The following is a 21,997-nucleotide window of genomic DNA, read 5'->3' on the forward strand; positions in this document are numbered from 1 at the left end:
CCCTCCGGGTTTCCTCGGTCAGGCCGCGTGGGTCACGAGTCGATCCAGACGCCGAAGTCCCGCCAGGCCGTGCCGAAGTCCTGGAAGCCGATGCGGGCGCCCGAGCTGCGGGTCACCGTGCCCTTGGCGATGGCGCCGCCGCTCGCGGAGCCCGAGTAGAGGGGGCCTCCGCTGTCGCCGCCGCGGGCTGCCTCCTGGCCGTTCATCTGCTCTCCCTCCACCAGGTCCTCGGAGTCGTTGTAGAAGAAGAGCACCTTGATGTTGCAGACCGGGCCGCCGGTGGCTCCGGCGCTGGTGTATCCGGACTGGCACAGGTACTCGCCGGCGTAGGTCCAGTCCCAGCCGTCCACCCGGACGATGTTGTTGCTGGTCTGGTTCCCCGTGTACATGGTGTTTTCCACGTCGGAGGCCTGGACGAGCATGATGTCGTGGTCGTCGCGGGCCTTGACCGGCGTACCGATGTAGGTGCCCGTGCCGTTGCTGAAACGCTCGCCGGTCTTCCCGCAGTGCTCCGCCGTGAGGAGGTACTGCGCCCCGGAGGCGTCGCGGACGCCGAAGCCCGACGTGCAGAAAACCCCGTTGTCCTTCAACATGATCGCCCCACCCGCCCAGGGCTGCCAGTCGCTCTGGCGGGAGCGTTCCTGGAGCGGCTGCTCCTCGATCGTACGGACCGGGACGCCCGCGACGTCGGAGGCGATCTCCTGCTTCCGGGCGTCGCCGCGCGCGGTGCTCTTTGCGTCCGTGGCCAGGACGAGACCGCTGCCGTCGGTGGGGATCTTCACCGTGTGCCCGAGCGACGGGTCCTCGGCCAGCTGTTCCTGGAGGCGCGAGGAGGCGGACTTGAGTTCGCCGAGGGAGTAGTCCGCCTCGACGATCCGTACGGGAGCGATACGGCGGGCCTCCTTGATCGCCTTCCGCATCGTCGCGGGTATCGCGCCCTTCCACCACAGCGCGACCCGGCCCTCCTCCAGCCCGATGCCCGTGAAGCCCGCGAACCGGGCGTCTTCCTGCGCCCATCTGATCTTGTCGGCGGCGGCCACGAGAGGACGCTGCTCGGTCATCTTCGCGAGGTCGTCGCCGGGCACGACCTCGGAGATCGGTACGGTGTTCCGGTCGGGCTGCTGGGCGGTGGCCCCCGTCGTGGTGGTACCGACGAGCGCCGTCGCCGCCAGGGCCGCGGCCGCGGCCAGCACAGCTGTCCTGTTTCGCATCGATCCGCCTTTCGTCTGGGTGCGTGTCGTCTGGGTGCGTGCGTCGCGGCGGTACCCGCACCGCCGGACCAGGAGGAAGCTAGGCGGTCGTGATCAGTACGTGATCAATGTGAGATCAATGCGCAGGCAACCGGGTCCGGTCTCGTCACATGTGAAGGAAGGGGGGAGGTGTCGAGTGTCGGCAGGCCCGAACTGCCGTACTCGTCAAGCGAGTTACCAGATCGCGGCAGAGGGGATGAGGGCGGATGCCGAACCGGTTACGCTTCGTCGTACTGGGCACGATGCACGCGTACCGGGGCGACACCGAGATCAGGGTGGGTCCTCCGCAGCAACAGGCCATGCTGGCGGTGTTGTTGCTCCGGTCGGAGCACACGGTGTCGGCTGCCCGACTGATCGACGCCCTGTGGGGTGACACCCCACCGACCCGGGCGGTCACCGCGATCCGTACCTATGCCTGGCAGTTGCGAAGACTCCTGGAGCCGGATCCCTCGGCGCCGAGCGTGCTGGTCTCCGCCGGGGACGGCTACCGGCTGACGGTCTCCCCGTCCACGCTGGACGCCCGGCAGGCCGAGACCCTGATCGGCGAGGCGGCCCGCGCGCGCGAGGCCGGACGTGTGGGGAGGGCCAGCGGGCTGCTGGCCGATGCCCTGGCCCTGTGGCGGGGAGACTCACTGACCGGCGTGCCGGGCCCCTTCGCCCAGCGGCAACGGGACCGGCTGGAGGAGTTGCGGACCGCGGCGCTCGAGGAGCGGTTCGATCACGAACTGTCCCTGGGCCGCCACCACTTCGCCATCCCGGGGCTGACCGAGCTCACCGCGGCGTACCCGCTGCGTGAGCGCCCCTACGGTCTGCTGATGCGCGCGCTGCACGCGGCGGGCAGACAGGCCGACGCGCTCGCGGTGTTCGCCGGTTACCGCAGCCGCCTGGCGCGGGAGCAGGGCATCGAACCGGGGTCCGAGCTGAGTGCCGCGCACCGCAGGGTTCTGGAGGGGTCTCCCGCCGAGGCCGCGGAGGGCGCCGCGGCAGCCGACGGGCTCTTCACGGCGTACGGCATGGAGGGGATGCACGGCGAGAACGCGTCGTACGGCGAGCTGTGCGGCGGGCGGGAGAAGCGATGCGCGGGCCTGGCCGTCACCGGCACGGAGAGGGCGGCGGGGGAGCCCGCTCTGCGGCTGCCGATTCCGGCGCAACTCCCCTGCGACACCCCCGACTTCACCGGGCGTGCGGCTCAGTTGGACCGTCTGGGCGCCCTGCTGACGGCGACCGGGCGCCGGGCGCCGGCCGTCGTGGCGGTGACCGGCATGGGCGGGATCGGCAAGACGTCCCTGGCTCTGTGCGTCGCCCACCGCGTCCGGTCCGCGTACCCCGACGGACAGCTCTACGCCGACCTGCGCGGAACCGAGCGGGACCCGGCCGCACCGGGCGCCGTTCTCGCGGGGTTCCTCACCGCGCTGGGCGTCCCGGCCGAGTCGGTCCCGGCGCAGCCGGCGGAGCGCCGCGGGCTGCTGCGCTCCCTGCTGGACGGCCGACGGGTACTGCTGGTCCTGGACGACGCGCGGGGTGCCGCCCAGGTCAGGGATCTGATCCCCGGTTCCGCCGGGTGCGGGGTCGTCATCACCGGTAGGTCGCCGCTGACCGGGCTGCCGCTGACCGACCAGGTCCGCCTGGGCGTCTTCCGGCCCGACGAGGCACTCGGCCTGCTCGGCACGGTCGTCGGCCGCGAACGGGTCGCCGGGGAGTGGGCCGACGCGCTGCGGCTGGTGGCGGCCTGCGGGCTCCTGCCGCTGGCCGTGCGGATCGTGGCCGGCCGGCTGGCGGCCCGTCCGGGGTGGACCATCGAGGCACTGGCCTCCCGGCTCACCGACGAACAGAGCCTTCTCGGCGAGCTGCGGATGGGTGACCTGGCCGTCGACGCCGCCTTCGAGTCCGGCTACCGGCAGCTGACACCCCGGCAGGCGCGCGCGTTCCGGCTGCTCGCCGTCACCGGCGGGCCGGGCATCGACCCGGCCCGTGCCGCCGCCGTGCTCGCGGTGGACGAGGCGACGGCGGAGAACCTGCTGGAATCGCTGGTGGACGCGGCACTGCTGGAATCACCGGGGCCGGGACGCTATCGCTACCACGACCTGGTACGCGTCTTCGCCGCCCAGTGTTCCGGATGTCCGACAACGATGTCACCATCGCCGGGTGCGCCCGAGTCCTTTTAGGAGTGCGGGGAACTCGCTGTCTTCCAGGGGCGCGGGGAACTGCGCAGTTTCGGGGGCGCGGGGAACTGCGGGACCAGCCACACACGACCCGCACGCGCCGACCGTCGGAACCCGGCAGACGCGACCCACAGGCCACCTCACTCCTGGACCGCCACCTCGGGCCAGTGCTCCTGAAGCGTCCGTACCGTTTCCGAGATCGCCGGCCGGCGCGAGGCCCCCGTGCGCCACAGGGCGTACAGGCGCCGCACCGGCATGGGGCGGAGGGACACCCCCTGGTGGACGATCCAGCTCGGTCTCCGCCCGCTCGACGATCGCGAGCAACTCCTGTGCCGTGGTGGCGAGATGCTGCGCGTGCTCGGTGAGCCGGACACCGCGTCCCTGCCGCTCCAGCAGGGTGGACGCGTCGGACAGGGCCACGACGGAGGCGACGGAGGCGACGGAGGCGGCGAACGCGTCGGACAAGGCCTCCGCGTAGCCGGTTGCCGTGGCCACGAAGGCTCGTTGTCGGCCGCGTAGTTGGCGTGGATACCACCGGCCGCGGGCCCCGGCGCTTGCTAGGGTCCCGGATCATGACGGCTCAGGAACCCACGATCCTCGCCACCTCGGGCGGACTGCGCCCCGGAGACCGCACGAGGGTCACCTTCGACGCGCTCGTGCACCACGCGGTCGACCTCGCGGGCGTGACGGGGCGCCGTCCGAGGATCATGTACGTGGGGACGGCCATCGGGGACGCCGAGTCCTTCGCCGCGCGCGCGAGCGAGGCGGCGCGGGTGGCCGGGTTCGACCTGACGCCGCTGCAGCTCTTCCCCATGCCCAACATCGTGGACATCGAGTCGGCGGTGCTCGACCAGGACGTGGTCTGGGTCATGGGCGGTTCGGTGGCGAACCTGCTGGCGGTGTGGCGGGTGCACGGGCTCGACACGGTCATGCGGCGGGCCTGGGAGGCCGGGGTCGTGCTCACCGGGGTGAGCGCCGGGTCGATCTGCTGGTTCCAGGGCGGTACGACGGACTCCTTCGGGCCCGAACTGCGGCCCGTGACCAACGCCCTGGGCTTCCTGCCGTACGGCAACGGCGTCCACTACGACAGCGACCCGGGCCGCCGGCCACTGCTGCACCGGCTGGTCGCCGACGGCACGCTGCCGGTCAGCCACTGCACCGATGACGGGGTGGGCCTGGTGTACCGCGGGAGGGAGCTCGTGGAGGCGGTCACCGAGGCGCCGAAGAAGGGCGCGTACGTCGTACGGCGCGAGGACGGCCGGGCGGTCGAGGACCGCCTCGAACCCCGCCTGCTGTCGACGCCGCGCGGCTAGGTGTGCTGTCCCGGGCCCTTCCCGACCAGGCCGGAAAAAGGATCTCCGCACACTGAACCTCTCCCGTGTATCGCACATCTTCAGGTGCGGAGGCGCGCACTGACCTCGCGCGCCGATTCGTATGCGAGGGGAACCCGAGACTTCATGAAGAGCAAGCTGACCGCCGTGGCCCTTGCGGCCGTCGTTGTCGCCGGCACCGCCGCTGCCGCCGTCCCGGCCTCGGCCGCCGCCAAGGCGGAGCCGACCCGATGCCACACCGCCGACCTGAAGGCCGGCTTCGCCACGGGGGACGACGCGAAGCCGGAGATGGAGCGGACCGACCAGCAGACGCAGGCGTACATCTGGTTCACCAACCAGAGCACGCGCACCTGCACCCTGTCCGGCTTCGCCGGTGTCGACATGGTCGGCGCTCAGAGCACGGACGGCACCTGGTCGCTGGCGCGCTCCTCCAAGACGCCCGAAAAGATGACCCTGGAGCCGGGGGACACGGTCGACTTCAGCATCACCCTGCTCCCGGTGGCCGGGTCCACGCCGAAGAAGGAGAAGTTCGTTCCGGCGAAGTTCCTGGTCACCCCGCCGAACGAGACGGAGCACTTCACCCTGAAGTGGCCGTTCGGCGGCCAGATCCTCAAGCAGGACGGCGCCACCCGCCCGGCCACCTACCTCAACCCGGTCGGACAGTAACCAACTGGGCGGTGCCGCCCGGGAAGACGGTCTCGCGGGTGGTGGAGCGGGGTGACACGATTCACCACCTCTGTACGCGAGACGCCTCCGGCCGGGACGACGCTTCCGGCCGGGGCGCCGGAGGCGACGGCTCGAAGAGGGAGTCGGATCGCGGCGCGGGCCGCGACGAGTGGCGGCCCGCCACGGCGGCCCCCCGCCGCACGCCCCGGTCCGCCCCCTCGTCACCCCTCACCAGCAACGGGTCGAACATCACCACGGCCCCGGCCAGGACCAGGAAGACGACCGGCCCGAGGAGCATCGGCAGCAGCAGCGAGGTCGGCGACTCGCCCGCCCACGTCCCCCTGGTCGTGCCGTGCAGATGCACACTCACGGCCGCCATCCCCGTGTAGTGCATGCCGGACACGGCGATGCCCATGACCAGACTGGCCCCCAGGCTCGCCAACAGGCCCCGGATCGAGACGGCCGCCCACAGCGCGGTGGTCGCGGCCAGGATCGCGATCCCCACGGAGAGCGCGACGGCGAACAGGTCGTACCGGATGGAACCGTTCAGATGCAGGGCAGCCATGCCCAGGTAGTGCATGGCGGCGACCCCGAGCCCCGTGACGGTTCCCGCCGCGCCCAGTGTCGCGATCGTGACCCCGCGGTATCCGACCGCGAACACCCCGACACCGACGACGGCGATCGCGACGACGAGACTCAGCACCGTCAGCCCCACGTCGTAGCGGATCCGGGTCTCCTCCACGCGGAAGCCGATCATGGCGATGAAGTGCATGGTCCAGATACCGCACCCGATCGACGCCGCGCCGAGCGCGAGCCAACCGGGTTTCCACGACCGTTCGTTGAACACGGACCGGACCACACAACGCAGCCCCAGCGCGCCTCCTAAGCACGCCATGATGAACGCCGCCACCGGAGTGACCGCGCCGTACCTGAAGCCGTCAATGGTGCCTTGCATATGCCAACGCCCCCCGAGTTCGTGCCAGTTCGGGGAGGGTCTCTTGTAGCGGGCAGCCAGTGCAATCCGTTACCGCAAGTAGCCGAAAGACTTTCTACCGGCGAGTATCGTATTCGGTCAGTAATGGACACGATTCAGCCGGAGTCGCCGTTTCCCTTGCGGCACCGGATCGAATGGCACTCTGTGCTCTTCGCTGTCGCGGCCTGCCGTGTCGCGCCTGCCGTGTCGCGCCTGCCGCTCGGTCAGGCCGCGTCGTTCATGAGCCGGCTCAGATGCTCCCGGCCCGCCCGCAGCAGCCCCGGCAGCGGCGCGGCACCCTCGTACCAGCGCTTCTCGTACTCCCAGCAGAGCCAGCCGTCCCAGCCCTCCCGGGCGAGCAGGTCCACGCACTCGGTGAGCGGCAGCACGCCCGCGCCGAGTGGCAACGGGGTGGTGTCGTCGGCCGACGCGATGTCCTTGACCTGCACGTACCCCAGGAACGGGGAGAGCGCCGCGTACGAGGCCGCCGGATCCTCGCCGCCCAGCCAGGTGTGCATGACGTCCCAGAGCGCGCCGACCTGGCGGTGGCCGACCAGCCCGAGCACGCGGGTCGCGTCGGCTCCGGTCCGGTGCGAGTCGTGGGTCTCCAGCAGGATGCGCACCCCCGCGTCGGTGGCGTACTCCGCCGCCGTACCGAGCCGCCGGGCCGCCGTCGCGTCCGCCTCCGGGGCGTCCTGCTCACCGCCTCCGGGGAAGACGCGTACGTAGGGGGCGCCCAGGTCGCGAGCCAGGTCGAGGAGCGCGCGCACCTCGGCCAGTACGGGCTCGTCGTCGCCCGGCGCCGCCACCCGCGCGTACCCCGCCAGGCCCAGGACCTCCACGCCCGCCGACTTGAACTCGGCGGCCACATCGGCCCGTTCGGCGGCGCCGAGTCCGGTGTGCACCGGTTCCTCGGGGTGTGTACGCAACTCGACGCCGTGGTAACCGTGCTCGACCGCCAGTCGCAGCACGTCGGTCAGCGGGAGACCGGGGACACCGAGGGTGGAGAAGGCCAGTTTCACGAATTCCACCTCGCTCTGGAACTACGGGTGCGCTGTCCCGGCCGACGCCGGCCCGCCCTGCCGCACGGCACCACGGGGCGCAGGCCCCCGCCGCACGGGCGCGGTGAACGACGTCACCCGGGACAGCCGGGCATGCGGCGGACGATACCCGTCGTACGGCGAACGACAACCGTCACGCGGCGGGCGACAGCCGTCGCGTGGCGAAAGACGACGTGTCGGCCTTGCCTCCATGGCGGCGGTGCAGGTGCCGGCATCCTCCGCGCCGGGCCGGTCATTCCTCCGCGTCGCGGACCAGGAGTGCGATCTGCACCCGGTTCTCGACCGCCAGCTTGGCGAACAGGTTGCCTATGTGCGCCTTGACGGTCGCGATGCTGATGTGCAGCCGCTCGGCGATCTCCGGGTTGCCCAGTCCGTCCGCGATGGCCCGAGCGGTATCGAGTTCTCGTTCGCTCAGTGTGGACAGCTGTTTCCGTGCGGCTTCGCGGGACGAGTCGCGAGCGTGAGAGGACTGCGGGCCGGTGGCTGCGGCGATCACCCGTGCCGTGGCCGCCGGCGACAGCGCGGGGTTGCCGTCCGCGACGGTCCGCACCGCGTCGGCGATCCGCGATGGCGGGGTGTCCTTGAGGACGAAGCCGAGTGCTCCGGCCCGCAGTGAGCCGAGCACCAGATCGTCGGAGTCGAAGGTGGTCAGCATGAGCACCCGCGGCGGCGCCGGCCGGGTGAGGAGTTCCCGGGTCGTGCTGAGACCGTCACGGCCGGGCATCCGCACGTCCATCAGGACGACGTCCGGCCGCTGCTCGTCCACCACGGTGATCGCGGCGTCTCCGTCGGCCGCCTCCGCGACGACGGTCAGGTCCGGTTCGCCGTCGATGACGAGTCGCAGCGCCATCCGCACCAACTGGTCGTCGTCGACGATGACGACACGCACCGGCTGCCGCTCGCTGTCCACTCATGCTCTCTTTTCTCGGGTGGGGTTCGGCCAGGGTAATTGCGCGGTGAGGAGGTATCCGTTGTCGGGTGTGGGGTGGTGGTCGAGTTTCCCGCCGGCGAGGGTGATGCGTTCGGTGAGGCCGAGCAGGCCGAATCCCGATGCCGGTGGTGGTGCGGTCGCTGTGGTGGCTGGGGAGTTGTGGACGCTGACGATGAGGTCGTCGCCCGCTGTTCCTTCGAGGGTGATGTGTACGGGTGCGCCTGGGGCGTGTTTGGCGGCGTTGGTCAGTCCTTCTTGGACGACCCGGTAACAGGTTCGTCCGACGATGTCGGACGGTGTTTCCGTCACGGTGCTGGTGAGCGTGACGTTCAGTCCGGATGCGCGGGCGTCGTCCACCAGTTCGGGGATGCGGTCGAGGGAGGGTTGTGGTGGTTCCGGGCGGTCCGGGTCGGCCCGGAGCACCCCGAGGACGTCCCGTAGTTCTTCCAGGGCCTGGTGGGAGCCGTCGGCGATGCCGCGGACCAGCAGGCGGTTCTCCTCAGCTGTGAGGTTGCTGCGGTGGTCCAGCACCCCGGCCTGCATGGCGACCAGGGAGATCCGGTGCGCGAGCACGTCGTGCATCTCGCGGGCGATCCGGTTGCGTTCCAGGGCCCGTGCCTGCGCCGCTCGTGCGGTCTGTTCCCGTTCCGCGCTCTCCGCCCGGTCCCGCAAGGACTTCACTTCGACACGGCGCGCGCCGATGGCCATGCCCATGGCCACCGCGATGCCCGCGATCAGTGCCGGGAACGCGAGTTGGTACCACAACAAGCCGGGCGAACTCGGGACCGGGTAGAACCCGCCGGCGAACTGTGACGCGGTCACGAGGGCCAGAGCGACGACCCCGATCTCCACCGGACGGCGACGCGTGGAGATCGAAACCAGCGCCAGAAGCGCGGCGCCGGAAGCGAGCGCCGACGCGGTCGAGGCGATCGCGACCGTCATGGCGACGGCGAGCGGGAACCGCCGCCGCCACAGAAGCGCCGTCAGGCAGCCGAGAGCCACCAGCGGATCACCGATGACGAACCACGAGCCCGTTCCGGTCGCCTGCCCGCGCTGCACCACACCGACGGAGAGCCAGAGCGGTATGCCCACTGCCGCGGCCGCCACCAGTCGCCATGTCTGCTGCCACCACCCGAGCCGTGGCGCGACGTCCGTGTTCACCTGGTCATTATCGCGACACGGTGCGGCCGGCACAGCAGACCGGGGGCTGATGCGCCCTCGACCGGAGTCGCATGACCGCCCCGTCCTTGGTCGAAGGCGATGCGAGCCGCCGGGCTGATGTGCCTGCCGCGCCGCACGGACAGACTCGTTCACGTGCCGAGACAACCGAACACCAGACGGAGAAACGCGATGCGCAAGGGTGGCCATGTGGCCCTTGAGGCGACCGGGATGGTGATCACAGCCTTGGCGGCCCAAGCGGTGATCCGCGGTTTGCTCAACCCGGACTCCGAGCCGCTGTGGGGCATCGTCACCTGGGTCCCCGGCGGCCTTACCGGCCAGATGATCCTCCTCGGATTCATCGCGCTCGTCGCCATGGTGCTCGGTGGCTGGTCACACACCCGCAAGGAACCGACCACCGAGCGGTCCGGCAATTCCAGTAATTCCAGTAATTCCGGTAATTCCGGGGGCATCCGCGGCTGAGAAACGGTCTGACGGCATCGGCAACGAAAGACCCGCTCCCACGGCAACGCCGAAAAGAAGGAGAACAGCAGATGCGCAGGAGGAACCTGTCCCTCGTCCTCGCCGCCAGCGTGGTGGCGGCGACCTCGATCGCGGGAGTGTCGGTGCTGGCGACGCCGGACACGGCGGCGGCGACGCCGGAGACCGTGCGGTGGGGCCCGTGCTCGGAGAAGGCCGACTCACCCCTTGAGGCCGATGCACCCCGTCTCGAGTGCTCGACACTCGAAGTCCCGCTGGACTACCGCAATCCCGACGGCCGGCAGATCGAGATCGCGATCTCCCGGCTGGCGAGCAAGAAGCCCTCGCAGCGCCGCGGCGTGCTGCTGACCGATCCGGGCGGCCCCGGCGGCACGGGTCTCGGCTACCCGGCCGTTCTCGCCGCCTCGAAGCTGCCGCAGGAGGTGCTGGACTCCTACGACGTGATCGGCTTCGACCCGCGCGGCGTCGGCCGCAGCACGCCGGTGACCTGCGACCTGACGCCGGAGCAGATGCGACGTGGCAACTTCCCGCCCTACGCGCACACCGCGGCCGATGTCGCGCGGGAGGCGAAGAACGCGCGGACCATCGCCGAGCAGTGCGCCACCTCGAAGACGGCGGACATGCTGCCGCACACCACCACCGCGAACACCGCGCGCGACATGGACCGGATCCGGGCGGCGCTGGGCGAGCCGAAGGTCTCGTACCTCGGTCATTCCTACGGCACCTACCTCGGTGCGGTGTACACGACGCTGTTCCCAGGACGCAGCGACCGGATCGTGCTCGACAGCAACATGGGCCCCGGCGGCTACGACGTCACGGCCGCGCGGTTGTTCGCCCGTGGAATGGAGGACCGGTTCCCGGACTTCGCGGCGTTCGCGGCCGCGCACCCCGAGTACGGTCTGGGCACCACACCGGAGCAGGTGACCGCGACGTTCTTCGATCTCGCCAAGCGGCTGGAGACGACACCGGTCCAGGACATCGACGGAACGATGTTCCGCGGGATGACGTTCGACCTCCTCTACAGCGATGCGGGCATCCCCAAGCTGGCCGAGGCCTGGCAGGCGCTCGACAAGGGCAAGCCACTGCCGTTCAACCCGCCGACGATCACGGAAAATTTCATGGCCAGTCGCTTGTACGTGGCGTGCGGTGATTCCCGCTGGCCTGGGACAGTCCGGGAGTACCAGCGCAATGTCGCGGTCGACCGGCTGAAGTACCCGATGCTGGGCGCGTCCACGGCCGGCATCGGACCGTGCGCGTTCTGGCCGGACGAGCGGGTCGAGAAGCCGGTGCGGATCGGTGACCGGGGTCCGTCGAACGTGCTCATGGTGCAGAACGAGCGCGACCCGGGGACGCCACTGGCCGGCGCCAGGAAGCTGCGGCAGGCGTTCGGGAAGCGGGCCACGATGGTGACGGCCGACCAGGGCGGGCACGGTGTCTATCCGTTCGGCCCCAACACGTGCGCGTACGACACGGTGACGGCGTTCCTGACCTCGGGGCAGCGCCCGGCGCAGGACCTCGCCTGCGCGGCGGAGCCCGGCAAGTAAGCGGCGGAGCCCAGCAAGCAACAGGAGTAGAGGCATGCTCAAGGAGTGGCGGCATCGTCGGGCTGTGCAGCGGGTCAAGCCCGGGGACGGGCGACCGTTGAAGCGTTTCCGCTGGTGGCAGATGCTTACCCGCGCACTGTTCCATCTTCGGCTGAAGAACGACGACGGCCGCCAGACGGTCTACGCCGTCGACGTCAGGCATCAGAACCACTCGTCCTCGTCCGGCAGGGTCATAGCCCACCTGTACCTCGATGGCAGGCGTCACGCCGAGTCCACCGTCCCTGCCGTTTTCCCCGTCCAGGGCGGCACCGTCGAAGTAAGGACGAGCACCTTCGGGCTCAAGCGCTGCCACTATGTCACCGCCGAGGGGGCCGAGTTCCAGCTCGTCCCGGACCCCGCCTCCGCCGAGGGCCGTCGCGCGCGCCTCGACCTCGCGCACCCCGTACTGAGCCGCTGGATCGGTTTCCTCTCGGTGAACGTGCTCGTCGTCGGCCTGGTTCTCCTGATCCTTCAGCTCGCCGAACAGATCACCCGGGCGCCGGAAGGCGTCGCCCAGTACGTCGGGACCTTCACCTCGCCCGTTGATCTACCGGCATGGGGCAACGTCGTGGTCGGGCTCTGCACGGTGGCGGCCAGCACGGAGCGGGCGCTGCGGCTGCGCTACCACTGGCTGCTCGACGGTGGAGCGGGCTGACCCCGCTTCTTCGGACCGGTCGTCGTGAGACTCCTTCCGTCGCTCGCGGACACGGGCAAAGAGACTCACTCGGCCGCGTCCCGCAGGTCCAGTCGCCAGTCCTGACCCACGAGGTCCACGCCGAAGGAGTGGTGGGGCTTCTCGGTGACGAGGGTGAAGCCGTGGTGCTGGTAGATCCTGCGCGCCGAGCCCAGACAGTCGTTCGTCCAGAGCAGCATCTCGCGGTAGCCGACCTCGCGCGCGAAGTCGACGCAGGCCCGCACCAGCCGGTTGCCGATCCCGAGGCCCCGGGCGTCCGGCTCGACCAGCAGCAGCCGCAGCCGGGCCGCCCCCGGCGGGTCCTCCGCGTCCCGTACGCACATCACGCACCCGACCCGCCGCCCGTCCAGCTCGGCGATCCATGTCCGTTCCAGACGCGGGTCGTGGTCCCCGGCGTAGTCCGCGACGATCCTCGCGACCAGGCCCTCGTACGTCGCGTCGAACCCGTACTCCGCCGCGTAGAGGGCGGCGTTGCGCTCCACGATCCAGCCCAGGTCGCCGGGCCCGGGCCCGCGCAGGGTCACGTCCTCGGGGCGGGGCTCCCGCTTCTCGTCCAGGACCGTTCGGATGGTGAGCATGGCCTCCGCGAGCCGGGGCCGGTCCGTCGCCGGGACCCGGGCCAGCAGCGAGCTCACGGCCTCGCTGGACCGCTCGTTCAGCAGGTCCGCCGTCTCGCGCCCGCGCTGGGTCAGTGTGACCCGGCGGCGTCGCGGATCAGTCGTCGACCGCGACCGCGCGACCAGCCCGTCCTCCTCGAACTTGGCCAGCAGCCGGCTCAGGTACCCCGAGTCCAGCGACAGTTCGGCCCGCAGATCCGCCGCGTCGGTACGCGCGGCGTGCGCCAGCTCCCACAGCACGCGTGCCTCGGTGAGCGTGTACGGCGCGTAGACCTGGCGGCCGTAGTCCAGTGCGCCGATGACGTTCGTATAGAAGCGGTTGAACGAGCGGATGTCCTGCACGGTCATGATCGTCGCCCCCCTGAGCTCGATGGCTCGACAGCTCTATATCTGACTCAGTCAGAGATATGTGATGGGGCGAGCGTACGGCCGAACCCTGCCGGGCGTCCAGAGACGGCGAGAGGGGCGGGGCGGGGCCCGTCACCCCGCCCCGCCCCACCCCGTCCGCGCCGGATGTCACTCTCCGGGCATCACTGACCGAGCGTCATGTACAGGCGTGTGCCGTGCGGGCGGTAGCCGACGCGTTCGTAGACCCGGCGGGAGCCCTCGCCCGAGTACTCCAGCCACACCGACCGCGCTCCCCGGGCGAACATGGCCTCGGTCAGTGCCGCCGTGACGGAGGCGGCGACGCCCCGGCCGCGGAAGGCGGGACGGGTGCCCACGCCGGCCAGTTCCGACGTGCCCACGGCGGGCGCGGAGCAGGAGGCCGCCCCGGCGCAGCCGCCGTCGGGAGCGCGGACGAACCGGACCGCCCCGCCGTTCTCCTGGGTGCGCCGCAGCCTGGCCACACCTTCCGGGGACGAGGCGAACTCACCCGTGAACGCCTCGGTGAGCGTGGCGTCGATCGACGCGTACTCCCCGTCCGTGCGCGGGGTTTCGACCACGGCGCCCGACGGTGTCGTCAGCGTGGCGGGGACGCAGACCAGGTACTCGTGGACCGCCTCCGTGGTGAACCCCGCTTCCCGCAGGGCCGGTTCCACGGCGGGAGCCCCGTCCGGAGCGAACTCCAGCCGGGGGACGAGACCGCGCTCGCGGAACGCCTCGATCAGTGCCGTGACGTCCCGTCGGCTGGGACGGGCGCCCGGCAAGGGACTCGCGTAGTTGATGTAGGGGCTGGTGGTCGAGGGGTCGAATCCCGCGACGAAGCCGCCCACTTCGGCGACTTCGGGACGGCGGCGGAGGTTGGCGACGGCGAAGCTCTGGACGTCGATGTCCATGGTGATGGTGACCTCACGTGGATGGAGTGGCACGTCCGAGATGGACGCGTGACGTGTGACGGTGCGTCGGGCACCGCTTCGTCGGGCCGCCGTGAGGAGACGCGAACGGCACTGATGGCTCCCCGTGCTGCCGCCGGGGCAGACGGTTCGGTCAGTGCCGACGGCGGCCGCTGGGGGACGCCGCATTCATTGGCTTCAGTCCTTCGCCGTACGTCGTGAGTGAGGGGCTGGGTGAGGGGCACACGATCTCACCCCAGGAGGCTCGGGGCCACTGGATTTCGGACGGGACTCCACCGATCACCTGGGCCGGCAACGCCGGGTGGGACAGGAACGGGTGGTGGCCGGTCGGCAGGTCGATCAGCGTGGACGCCAGGTCGTGGAACTCTCGCCGGACGTGGTCGATCGCCCTCGCGACAGGCGGGGCGATCGGCCACGTCCTTGGCTCAGGCGGAGATGCCTGCTTCCGTCTTCTGCGTGGTCCGCGCTGCGGCGGGTGCCGACGGGGTGGTGCCGGGCCGGTGCAGGGTCAGGGCGATGGCCACACCGAGGAGGGTGAGAGCGCCGGCCGTGAACCCTGCGGCGCGCAAGCCGGGGACGAGGTCCGGGCCGGTGCTGGTGTGGGCGCCGGAATTGGCGATGGCGACCAGGATCGCGAGGCCGACGGCGGAGCCGATCTGCTGGGTGGTGGAGGCCATCGCCGAGGCGATGCCCTGGTGGCGGGCGTCGACTCCGCTGGTGGCCGCGACGAACATCGCGGTCCAGGCGATGCCCTGGCCGAGGCTGAGCAGGATCACGCCCGGCAGCAGGGTCGGGTAGCCGCCGTTCGGGGACATGCCCAGCGCCAGGACGGCCATGCCGGCGGCGCCGACGAGCAAACCGGTGATGATCGTCGTGCGGGGGCCGACCTTGCCGAGCAGCTTCTCGCTCAGCTTGGTGCCGACCATGCCCACCAGCGCCGAGGGCAGGAACGCCAGGCCGGTTGTCAGGGCGCTGTAGTGGAGCACGTTCTGCAGGTAGACGGTGAAGAAGTAGTACTGGGCGCCGAACGTGCCCATGAAGACGAAGGTGACGCCCATCGCGGCGACCAGGCTGCGGTTGCGGAACAGGCTCAGCGGCATCAGCGGGTGCGCGGTGCGGGACTCGACGATCAGGAACAGCCCGATGAACAGTGCGCCGCCGAGGAGGGCGGTGAGGGTCTCGGCGGAGCCCCAGCCGGCTTCGGGTCCCTGTACGACGCCGAAGACGAGGGCGGTGAAGCCGACGGTGGCGGTCAGCGCGCCGGTCAGGTCGAAGCTGCGGCCCCGCTCCCGCGGCGCGTCCTTGGCGATGATCGAGAAAGCTGCGGCGGCGGCGCCCAGGGCGAGGGGGACGTTGACGTAGAAGACGGACTCCCAGCCGAGGTAGTTGGTCAGGATGCCGCCCAGCAGGGAGCCGAGTGCCAGGCCGACGGCTCCGGCGCCGCCCCAGATCGCGAGTGCCCGGTTGCGTTCAGCGCCCTCCTGGAACGTGGTGCCGATCAGGGAGAGCGTGGCGGGCAGCAGCAGGGCGCCGCCCAATCCCTGGACCGCGCGGGCGGCCACGAGCAGCCCTGGGTCGGTGGCCAGTCCGCCGGCCAGGGAGGACACGCCGTAGAGGACCAGGGCGGTGGTGAACATACGACGGTGGCCGAGCAGGTCGGCGGCCCGGCCGCCCAGCAGCAGAAAGCCGCCGAAGGCGACCGCGTAGCCGCTGACGACCCATTGCAGGTTCTGCGCGTCGAAGCCGACCTCGCGGCCGATCTCCGGGAGCGCGACGTAGACGATGTTGTAGTCGATGGCACTGATGAACTGGGCGAACGCCAGCAGGGCCAGCAGAAGTCCGGTGGAGCGGGCCTTGGAGCGGGCCTTGGAGTGGGCCTTGGAGTGGAGTGGCATGAGGGGGAGCCTCTCTGAGGGATTAAGTAAGCGGTTGACCGCTTACTTTCTGGTCCAAAAAGAGGGGCCGCTCGGTGCGGCCCGGCAGGATGCTTCGGCTAGGCGCGCAGCGTGCGCGCCCAGGGGGTGTCCAGGGCGGTCGCGTCGATCGCGACCAGTACGTTGCTCAGCAGGCCGTCGGCGAAGTAGCGGCGGAGCTGCTCGTCGGAGGCGCCTGAGACGGCGCGGACGTACTCGACCTGCTTGGCGTAGCAGGTGCGCACCGCCTCACCGATGACCGGCTCACTCGCGCTGCACTGGGCGTGCATGAGGATCATGAGCACGTCCCGGTCGGCGATGACCTCGTCGTAGGAGGCGGTCAGCGCCTTCAGGACCGCTTCCGGGTCGGTGCTCTGCACCGATGCGGCCGCCGCGGCGGCGCTCTCCCGCAGGCGGGCGGAGCAGTGGTCGACCAGGGCTGCGAACAGCGTCTCCTTGTCCTTGAACAGCCGGTACAGGTAACCCTGCGAGATACCGGCGGCCTTGGCCACGTCCATCGTCGAGGTTCCGTAGTACCCGCGCTCGGCGAACGTCTTGATTGCCGTACGCATGACCGTGGCCCGGCGCTCCTCGGCAGTGGAACGCTGCCGTGTCCTCGTCTCCATGTGAGTAACCAAACACTTTCCGTACTCGGAGCGTCAAGTCGCCGAACCATCTCCGGGGCGAGGGCGGGTGGGCGACCCGTCCACTGCCGGAGAGTGGCATTCGGCCTCAGTCGTCACTGAAGGCCGAGGCCATGTCGGCCGGGCTGCCACCGAGGGCCTCCATGCCCACCAGTGGGTTCCAGAAGTCGACGTAACGGCTGATCCTGCCGTCCTTTGTCTCCACCACGGAGATGTACGTCTGGTTGTACGGCCGGTCCGTGCTCAGCGCGGTACCCCGGCTCTTGAACTCGGCGATCACCAGTGAGGGGTCGACGGTCTCGTGGAAGCGCAGGTCGGTGAACTCCACCTTGAAGTGCTCGGGGAAGTTCTTCATGTACTCGTACAGCCCCTCCTTGCCCGCGGTCTTGGTGGGGAAGCCCTTGGGGGCGTAAGGGAACTCCAGCGCCCCGTCCTCGGTGAAGAGGTCCACCCACTCCGGGATCCGCCCGGACGACAGGTGGTCCAGGTGGTTCTTGAACGCCTGCTGCGCTCCGGCGCGGATGCTGTCGGTGTTCTGTGCGGTGGAAACGGTGTCACTCATGACTGATCCTCCGTCTTGAAGCGGTTGACCGCATAGATGGTTGGTCGCCGAGCCTGTAGGCCGCCTCGGTGGCGATGAAAGTAATTAACCACTCACAACTGGAGGCTGTCAACCTCGCGTCCGACACTCGCGACGGAGACGGTCATGGAAGGACCCCGGCTGGGCGGTACGGCCGACGAGCCGTCGGCCCCTCGGCTCGGCCACGGCCACGGCCACGGGCGAACAGGGCGACGCGTTCAGCGGTCAGCTGTCTTCGGGGCCCTGCTCGAACGTGAAATAGATGCTCAGCGTGTAGGGCTGGTCCTCGTCGTGCGCGTAGTCCCATGAGACGTCCACCAGGAAGACGTCGTGTTCGCCCACCCACTCCTGGGCTTCCCCGAAGACATCCGCTGCGGTTGTGGCGGAGAACAGTTTCCTGGCCATGGGATGCACCTGGCTCTCGGCATCCGTGTCATCGAAATCCTCGGGAACGTCCAGGCAGAGATCGGGATCGAGTTCCATGGGCCGGGCCCCTTCCAGTCGGTTACCGGTACGCGTCGACAGAGGCTGGGCTGATCCTCTGGGCCTCTGGATGCGACGCCGGGTAAGACCGCCGCGCATCCGGAAGGGTTGCTTCCCACGGTCACGGCCCACGGCGCGGGCGCGCCGCCCTACTCCCGCGGCGCCCCCGTCGACCCCCGCACCATCAGCTCACCGCGCACGGTCGCGATCCCGCCCGGCGGGGGCTCCTCGCGGCCCATCGCGATGCGGCCGGCCCGGGCGCCCGCCTCCGACAGGGGCAGGCGGACCGTCGTCAGGGCCGGTACGGCGTCGATGGCGAAGGGGAGGTCGTCGAAGCCGGCCACCGACACGTCGTCGGGGATGCGCAGGCCGGAGTCACGGAGTGCGGCGCAGGCGCCCAGGGCCACGGTGTCGTTGGCCGCCACGACCGCCGTCAGTGACGGGTCGCGGCGCAGGAGTTCGAGGGTGGCGTCGTAGCCGGCCTGGCGGTCGTAGCGACCGTGCACCGTGCGCTTCGGGTCGTCCTCGATGCCGTGGAGGGCCAGCGCGTCGCGGTGGCCCTCCAGGCGGTGACGGGTGGTCGTGCGCTCCTCGGGCCCGGCGATGTAGCCGAGGCGGCGGTGGCCGAGGCCGATGAGGTGCTCGGTGAGCTGCTGGCCACCGCCGCGGTTGTCGAAGGTGAGCGCGATCGCGTCGGGCGAGGGCGGGCGCCCGCACAGGACGACCCGGGTGCCCGCGTCCGCCAGCTTGCGGACCTTGTTCTCGACCGCCGCCACGTGCGCGGCGTCCTCGACGGCACCACCGGTGAGGACGACCGCGGCGGCGCGCTGGCGCTGGAGGAGCGTGAGGTAGGTGAGCTCGCGCTCCGGGGAGCCGCCGGTGTTGCACACCACGGCCAGCCGCTCGCCGCCCGCCCGGCCGCCGGGGCCGCCGATCTCCGACTGGATCGCGCTCGCCATGATCCCGAAGAAGGGGTCGGCGATGTCGTTCACCAGGATCCCGACCAGGTCGGAGGTCGCGGCCGCCAGAGCGCTCGCCGGGCCGTTCAGGACGTAGTCCAGGTCGTCCACCGCGCGCAGCACCCGCTCACGGGTGGACGCGGCCACCGGATAGTTCCCGTTCAGCACCCGGGAGACGGTCGCGGGCGACACCTGCGCGCGGGCCGCCACGTCCGCCAGGGTCACAGTCATCGTTCCTCGTCCTCCGGTCCGGTCCTCACAACGTCTGCCGGTCTGCTCGTCACCGCGATGGCCGTCCGTCGTCTCGTCGTCGTCCTCGGCACCGCACGGATCGCCGTACGGCACCTCCCGCCCTCGGTACCGCACAGGGTCACCCCGCACGGCACCACACCGTCTTCAGCGCCGCACGGCCACCCCGTACGACACCCCCCACCACCCTCAGCGCCACACGGCTCCCGTACGACACCCAAGCCGCACCACCGTCACGCGCACCCCAAGCCGTACGCCCGCCCCACGGCCCGTACACCGGCCACGCGACCAGCCGTGCCGCACGACCAACTGCGCGACCAGCCACGGCACCCGCCGTGCTGCAAAACCAGCCACGCGACCAGCCGTACAGACGCCCAGCCCCGCCCTCCCGGTTGCCGTACGACCCCACGCATCCCGCCCGAAGCGCCGTGGCAACCGGCCGGAAGCCTCACAGACGCCCCTCACGGGAAAGCCGTAGACGAAACCGCGCATCTCTCACCCGCGCGGTCTTGTCCGATCCGCCGCACAGAGGCTAGCGTCTCATCGTATAGAAAGCGCTTGCTGTCACGCTCATCGATGGAACTCCGATGTAGGCGTACGCGGCGCGCGACGCGTACGAAGGGAATGACGTGACACGCAAGACGGTGCGTATCGCCATGAACGGCGTGACCGGGCGCATGGGCTACCGCCAGCACCTCGTCCGGTCCATCCTGGCCATCCGTGAGCAGGGCGGGCTCGACCTGGGCGACGGCACCGTGCTGTGGCCCGAGCCGATCCTCGTCGGGCGCCGTGAGCACGCCCTCAGGGCGCTCGCCGAGCAGCACGGCCTGGAGCACGTCTCGACGGACGTGGACGCGGTCCTCGCCGACGAGACCGTGGACATCTACTTCGACGCCCAGGTCACCTCGGCCCGCGAGGAGGCGATCAAGAAGGCGATCGCCGCGGGCAAGCACATCTACACCGAGAAGCCGACGGCGACCGGCCTGGAGGGCGCCCTGGAGCTCGCCCGGCTCGCGAACGCGGCCGGCATCAAGCACGGCGTGGTCCAGGACAAGCTGTTCCTCCCCGGCCTGCTCAAGCTCAAGCGCCTCATCGACGGAGGCTTCTTCGGCCGCATCCTGTCCATCCGCGGCGAGTTCGGCTACTGGGTCTTCGAGGGTGACTGGCAGCCCGCCCAGCGCCCCTCCTGGAACTACCGCGCGGAGGACGGCGGCGGCATCGTCGTCGACATGTTCCCGCACTGGGAGTACGTCCTCCACGAGCTCTTCGGCCGGGTCAAGTCCGTCCAGGCGCTCACCGCCACCCACATCCCGCAGCGCTGGGACGAGCAGGACAAGCCGTACGACGCGACGGCCGACGACGCCGCGTACGGCGTCTTCGAGCTCGACGGCGGGGCCATCGCCCAGATCAACTCCTCCTGGGCCGTGCGCGTCAACCGCGACGAGCTGGTCGAGTTCCAGGTGGACGGCACGGAGGGCTCGGCGGTGGCCGGTCTGCGCAACTGCCGCGTCCAGCACCGCAGCGCCACACCGAAGCCCGTGTGGAACCCGGACATCCCGGCCACCTACTCCTTCCGCGACCAGTGGCAGGAGGTCCCGGACAACGACGAGTTCGACAACGGCTTCAAGGCACAGTGGGAGCTGTTCCTCAAGCACGTCTACGCCGACGCGGACTACCACTGGGACCTGCTGGCCGGCGCCCGTGGCGTGCAGCTCGCCGAGCTGGGCCTGAAGTCCTCGGCCGAGGGCCGCCGTCTCGACGTCCCGGAGATCCAGCTGTGACGATCCAACTGCCGGGTGCCGACGGGGTGTTGAGGTTCTACACCCCGCGCACGGAACCGCTCGCCCTCACCACGGGCGCCCCCTTCACCTCCCGTACGGTCTTCTCCGCCGCCCACGTGGTCGCCGACCCGTACGCGGACGTGTCACCGGACTCGCCCGCCGCCGTCGACTGGGACGCCACCCTCGCCTTCCGCCGCCACCTGTGGTCGCACGGGCTGGGTGTCGCCGAGGCCATGGACACCGCCCAGCGCGGGATGGGCCTGGACTGGGCGGGCGCGGCGGAACTGATCCGCCGCAGCGCCGCCGAGGCGAAGGCGGCCGGCGGCCGGATCGCGTGCGGGGTCGGCACCGACCAGCTCACCGGCCCGGCCTCCCTGGGGGAGATCCGCAAGGCGTACGAGGAGCAGCTCGCCGTCGTCGAGGAGTCGGGCGCCCAGGCGATCCTGATGGCTTCCCGTGCCCTCGCGGCGGCCGCCAAGGGCCCCGAGGACTACCTGGAGATCTACGGCCACCTGCTGCGCCAGTCCGCCGAGCCGGTCGTCCTGCACTGGCTCGGCCCGATGTTCGACCCGGCGCTGGAGGGCTACTGGGGCTCCTCGGACCTGGACACGGCCACGGACACCTTCCTGGACGTGATCGCGGCGCACCCGGACAAGGTCGACGGCATCAAGGTCTCCCTGCTGGACGCCCAGCGGGAGATCGACCTGCGCCGCCGCCTGCCCGACGGCGTCCGCTGCTACACGGGCGACGACTTCAACTACCCCGAGCTGATCGCGGGCGACGAACAGGGCTTCAGCCACGCCCTGCTGGGCATCTTCGACCCGCTGGGCCCGCTGGCGGCCGAGGCGGTCCGCGTGCTGGACACGGGTGACGTGAAGGGCTTCCGCGAGCTCCTCGACCCCACGGTCGAGCTGTCCCGCCACCTCTTCCAGACACCCACCCGCTTCTACAAGACGGGTGTGGTCTTCCTGGCCTGGCTCTCGGGCCACCAGTCGCACTTCACGATGGTCGGCGGCCTGCAGTCGGCCCGCTCGCTCCCGCACCTCGCGAAGGCGTACGAACTGGCCGACGGCCTGGGCCTGTTCCCGGACCCGAAGCTGGCGGAGGAACGCATGAAGAACCTGCTGGCGGTGTACGGAGTGGCCCAGTGAGCACGAACAGCGACC

At 70.6% G+C, this 21,997-nt stretch carries 21 protein-coding genes and 1 pseudogene; 9 read left to right on the top strand and 13 right to left on the bottom strand.

Annotated elements, in window-relative coordinates; translation table 11 throughout:
• Nucleotides 1-32: 32 nt before the first annotated feature.
• The gene (locus AB0959_RS34370) at nucleotides 33-1,211 is read right to left on the bottom strand and encodes a S1 family peptidase (RefSeq protein WP_366830631.1); all 1,179 of its coding nucleotides are present in this window, start codon (nucleotides 1,209-1,211) and stop codon (nucleotides 33-35) included.
• Between the two features lie 245 nt (nucleotides 1,212-1,456).
• Here AB0959_RS34370 and AB0959_RS34375 point away from each other — a divergent pair, with 245 nt between their 5' ends.
• Nucleotides 1,457-3,415, top strand: coding sequence for a BTAD domain-containing putative transcriptional regulator (locus tag AB0959_RS34375; protein ID WP_366830632.1), 1,959 nt, complete (start codon nucleotides 1,457-1,459; stop codon nucleotides 3,413-3,415).
• 137 nt (nucleotides 3,416-3,552) lie between these two features.
• Here AB0959_RS34375 and AB0959_RS34380 read toward each other — a convergent pair.
• Nucleotides 3,553-3,684, bottom strand: a pseudogene (locus tag AB0959_RS34380) (LysR family transcriptional regulator); the annotation flags it as partial.
• Here AB0959_RS34380 and AB0959_RS34385 point away from each other — a divergent pair.
• From AB0959_RS34385 to AB0959_RS34395, 3 genes are all read left to right on the top strand, one after another.
• A complete protein-coding gene (locus tag AB0959_RS34385) occupies nucleotides 3,668-3,931 on the top strand; it encodes a hypothetical protein (RefSeq protein WP_366830682.1) in 264 nt (87 codons plus the stop codon). The pseudogene AB0959_RS34380 and the gene AB0959_RS34385 sit on opposite strands and share 17 nt — an antisense overlap.
• Nucleotides 3,932-3,984: 53 nt before the next feature.
• A complete protein-coding gene (locus AB0959_RS34390) occupies nucleotides 3,985-4,725 on the top strand; it encodes a peptidase E (RefSeq protein ID WP_366830633.1) in 741 nt (246 codons plus the stop codon).
• Between the two features lie 144 nt (nucleotides 4,726-4,869).
• Nucleotides 4,870-5,409 (top strand): DUF4232 domain-containing protein, encoded by a 540-nt coding sequence (locus tag AB0959_RS34395; RefSeq protein WP_366830634.1) that lies wholly within the window; start codon nucleotides 4,870-4,872, stop codon nucleotides 5,407-5,409.
• Nucleotides 5,410-5,470: 61 nt separating this feature from the next.
• On the opposite strand, the gene AB0959_RS34400 is transcribed toward AB0959_RS34395, so the two are convergent.
• From AB0959_RS34400 to AB0959_RS34415, 4 genes are all read right to left on the bottom strand, one after another.
• A complete protein-coding gene (locus tag AB0959_RS34400) occupies nucleotides 5,471-6,364 on the bottom strand; it encodes an MHYT domain-containing protein (protein ID WP_366830635.1) in 894 nt (297 codons plus the stop codon).
• A 242-nt stretch (nucleotides 6,365-6,606) separates the two neighbouring features.
• A complete protein-coding gene (locus AB0959_RS34405; RefSeq protein ID WP_366830636.1) occupies nucleotides 6,607-7,404 on the bottom strand; it encodes a sugar phosphate isomerase/epimerase family protein in 798 nt (265 codons plus the stop codon).
• Nucleotides 7,405-7,675: 271 nt separating this feature from the next.
• Nucleotides 7,676-8,353, bottom strand: coding sequence for a response regulator transcription factor (locus AB0959_RS34410; RefSeq protein ID WP_366830637.1), 678 nt, complete (start codon nucleotides 8,351-8,353; stop codon nucleotides 7,676-7,678).
• Entirely contained in the window at nucleotides 8,354-9,535 is a 1,182-nt protein-coding gene (locus tag AB0959_RS34415) for a histidine kinase (RefSeq protein WP_366830638.1), read from the bottom strand.
• A gap of 189 nt (nucleotides 9,536-9,724) precedes the next feature.
• On the opposite strand from AB0959_RS34415, the gene AB0959_RS34420 reads away from it, so the two are divergent.
• The 3 genes from AB0959_RS34420 (at nucleotide 9,725) to AB0959_RS34430 (ending at nucleotide 12,271) form a co-directional block, all read left to right on the top strand.
• On the top strand, nucleotides 9,725-10,015 hold the full coding sequence (locus AB0959_RS34420; protein WP_366830639.1) for a hypothetical protein: 291 nt from the start codon (nucleotides 9,725-9,727) through the stop codon (nucleotides 10,013-10,015).
• Between the two features lie 71 nt (nucleotides 10,016-10,086).
• A complete protein-coding gene (locus AB0959_RS34425) occupies nucleotides 10,087-11,577 on the top strand; it encodes an alpha/beta hydrolase (RefSeq protein ID WP_366830640.1) in 1,491 nt (496 codons plus the stop codon).
• 34 nt (nucleotides 11,578-11,611) lie between these two features.
• Nucleotides 11,612-12,271 carry a hypothetical protein gene (locus AB0959_RS34430; RefSeq protein ID WP_366830641.1) on the top strand — a complete coding sequence of 220 codons (660 nt, stop codon included), beginning with the start codon at nucleotides 11,612-11,614 and terminating at the stop codon, nucleotides 12,269-12,271.
• Nucleotides 12,272-12,336: 65 nt separating this feature from the next.
• Here the strand turns inward: AB0959_RS34430 and AB0959_RS34435 are convergent, their stop codons facing one another.
• The 7 genes from AB0959_RS34435 to AB0959_RS34465 all read right to left on the bottom strand — a co-directional run bounded on the left by AB0959_RS34435 (nucleotide 12,337) and on the right by AB0959_RS34465 (nucleotide 19,032).
• Entirely contained in the window at nucleotides 12,337-13,275 is a 939-nt protein-coding gene (locus AB0959_RS34435; RefSeq protein WP_366830642.1) for a bifunctional helix-turn-helix transcriptional regulator/GNAT family N-acetyltransferase, read from the bottom strand.
• 182 nt (nucleotides 13,276-13,457) lie between these two features.
• Nucleotides 13,458-14,204: a GNAT family N-acetyltransferase gene (locus AB0959_RS34440; RefSeq protein ID WP_366830680.1), complete on the bottom strand. Its 747-nt coding sequence runs from the start codon at nucleotides 14,202-14,204 to the stop codon at nucleotides 13,458-13,460.
• A gap of 443 nt (nucleotides 14,205-14,647) precedes the next feature.
• Nucleotides 14,648-16,117, bottom strand: coding sequence for an MFS transporter (locus AB0959_RS34445; protein WP_366830643.1), 1,470 nt, complete (start codon nucleotides 16,115-16,117; stop codon nucleotides 14,648-14,650).
• Between the two features lie 98 nt (nucleotides 16,118-16,215).
• On the bottom strand, nucleotides 16,216-16,761 hold the full coding sequence (locus AB0959_RS34450; RefSeq protein WP_366830644.1) for a TetR/AcrR family transcriptional regulator: 546 nt from the start codon (nucleotides 16,759-16,761) through the stop codon (nucleotides 16,216-16,218).
• 106 nt (nucleotides 16,762-16,867) lie between these two features.
• Complete coding sequence (locus tag AB0959_RS34455) at nucleotides 16,868-17,341, bottom strand: nuclear transport factor 2 family protein (protein ID WP_366830645.1); 474 nt, start codon at nucleotides 17,339-17,341, stop codon at nucleotides 16,868-16,870.
• Nucleotides 17,342-17,584: 243 nt separating this feature from the next.
• Nucleotides 17,585-17,842 carry a hypothetical protein gene (locus AB0959_RS34460; protein WP_366830646.1) on the bottom strand — a complete coding sequence of 86 codons (258 nt, stop codon included), beginning with the start codon at nucleotides 17,840-17,842 and terminating at the stop codon, nucleotides 17,585-17,587.
• A 149-nt stretch (nucleotides 17,843-17,991) separates the two neighbouring features.
• Complete coding sequence (locus AB0959_RS34465; protein WP_366830647.1) at nucleotides 17,992-19,032, bottom strand: LacI family DNA-binding transcriptional regulator; 1,041 nt, start codon at nucleotides 19,030-19,032, stop codon at nucleotides 17,992-17,994.
• Nucleotides 19,033-19,679: 647 nt separating this feature from the next.
• On the opposite strand from AB0959_RS34465, the gene AB0959_RS34470 reads away from it, so the two are divergent.
• On the top strand, nucleotides 19,680-20,831 hold the full coding sequence (locus AB0959_RS34470; protein ID WP_366830648.1) for a Gfo/Idh/MocA family oxidoreductase: 1,152 nt from the start codon (nucleotides 19,680-19,682) through the stop codon (nucleotides 20,829-20,831).
• Nucleotides 20,828-21,982, top strand: coding sequence for a dihydrodipicolinate synthase family protein (locus AB0959_RS34475; protein ID WP_366830649.1), 1,155 nt, complete (start codon nucleotides 20,828-20,830; stop codon nucleotides 21,980-21,982). The genes AB0959_RS34470 and AB0959_RS34475 overlap by 4 nt, the downstream gene beginning before the upstream one ends.
• The last annotated feature ends 15 nt before the right edge of the window (nucleotides 21,983-21,997 follow it).

It is taken from the genome of Streptomyces sp. NPDC046862 (genome assembly GCF_040704615.1).
In the GTDB taxonomy this organism is placed as follows: domain Bacteria; phylum Actinomycetota; class Actinomycetes; order Streptomycetales; family Streptomycetaceae; genus Streptomyces.

Coding starts and splice junctions, on each gene's coding strand:
- AB0959_RS34430 (WP_366830641.1), top strand. CDS start 11,612: ATGCTCAAGGAGTGGCGGCATCGTCGGGCTGTGCAGCGGGTCAAGCCC.
- AB0959_RS34420 (WP_366830639.1), top strand. CDS start 9,725: ATGCGCAAGGGTGGCCATGTGGCCCTTGAGGCGACCGGGATGGTGATC.
- AB0959_RS34425 (WP_366830640.1), top strand. CDS start 10,087: ATGCGCAGGAGGAACCTGTCCCTCGTCCTCGCCGCCAGCGTGGTGGCG.
- AB0959_RS34440 (WP_366830680.1), bottom strand. CDS start 14,204: ATGGACATCGACGTCCAGAGCTTCGCCGTCGCCAACCTCCGCCGCCGT.
- AB0959_RS34370 (WP_366830631.1), bottom strand. CDS start 1,211: ATGCGAAACAGGACAGCTGTGCTGGCCGCGGCCGCGGCCCTGGCGGCG.
- AB0959_RS34455 (WP_366830645.1), bottom strand. CDS start 17,341: ATGAGTGACACCGTTTCCACCGCACAGAACACCGACAGCATCCGCGCC.
- AB0959_RS34375 (WP_366830632.1), top strand. CDS start 1,457: ATGCCGAACCGGTTACGCTTCGTCGTACTGGGCACGATGCACGCGTAC.
- AB0959_RS34460 (WP_366830646.1), bottom strand. CDS start 17,842: ATGGAACTCGATCCCGATCTCTGCCTGGACGTTCCCGAGGATTTCGAT.
- AB0959_RS34435 (WP_366830642.1), bottom strand. CDS start 13,275: ATGACCGTGCAGGACATCCGCTCGTTCAACCGCTTCTATACGAACGTC.
- AB0959_RS34450 (WP_366830644.1), bottom strand. CDS start 16,761: ATGGAGACGAGGACACGGCAGCGTTCCACTGCCGAGGAGCGCCGGGCC.
- AB0959_RS34385 (WP_366830682.1), top strand. CDS start 3,668: ATGGGGCGGAGGGACACCCCCTGGTGGACGATCCAGCTCGGTCTCCGC.
- AB0959_RS34445 (WP_366830643.1), bottom strand. CDS start 16,117: ATGCCACTCCACTCCAAGGCCCACTCCAAGGCCCGCTCCAAGGCCCGC.
- AB0959_RS34395 (WP_366830634.1), top strand. CDS start 4,870: ATGAAGAGCAAGCTGACCGCCGTGGCCCTTGCGGCCGTCGTTGTCGCC.
- AB0959_RS34400 (WP_366830635.1), bottom strand. CDS start 6,364: ATGCAAGGCACCATTGACGGCTTCAGGTACGGCGCGGTCACTCCGGTG.
- AB0959_RS34390 (WP_366830633.1), top strand. CDS start 3,985: ATGACGGCTCAGGAACCCACGATCCTCGCCACCTCGGGCGGACTGCGC.
- AB0959_RS34465 (WP_366830647.1), bottom strand. CDS start 19,032: ATGACTGTGACCCTGGCGGACGTGGCGGCCCGCGCGCAGGTGTCGCCC.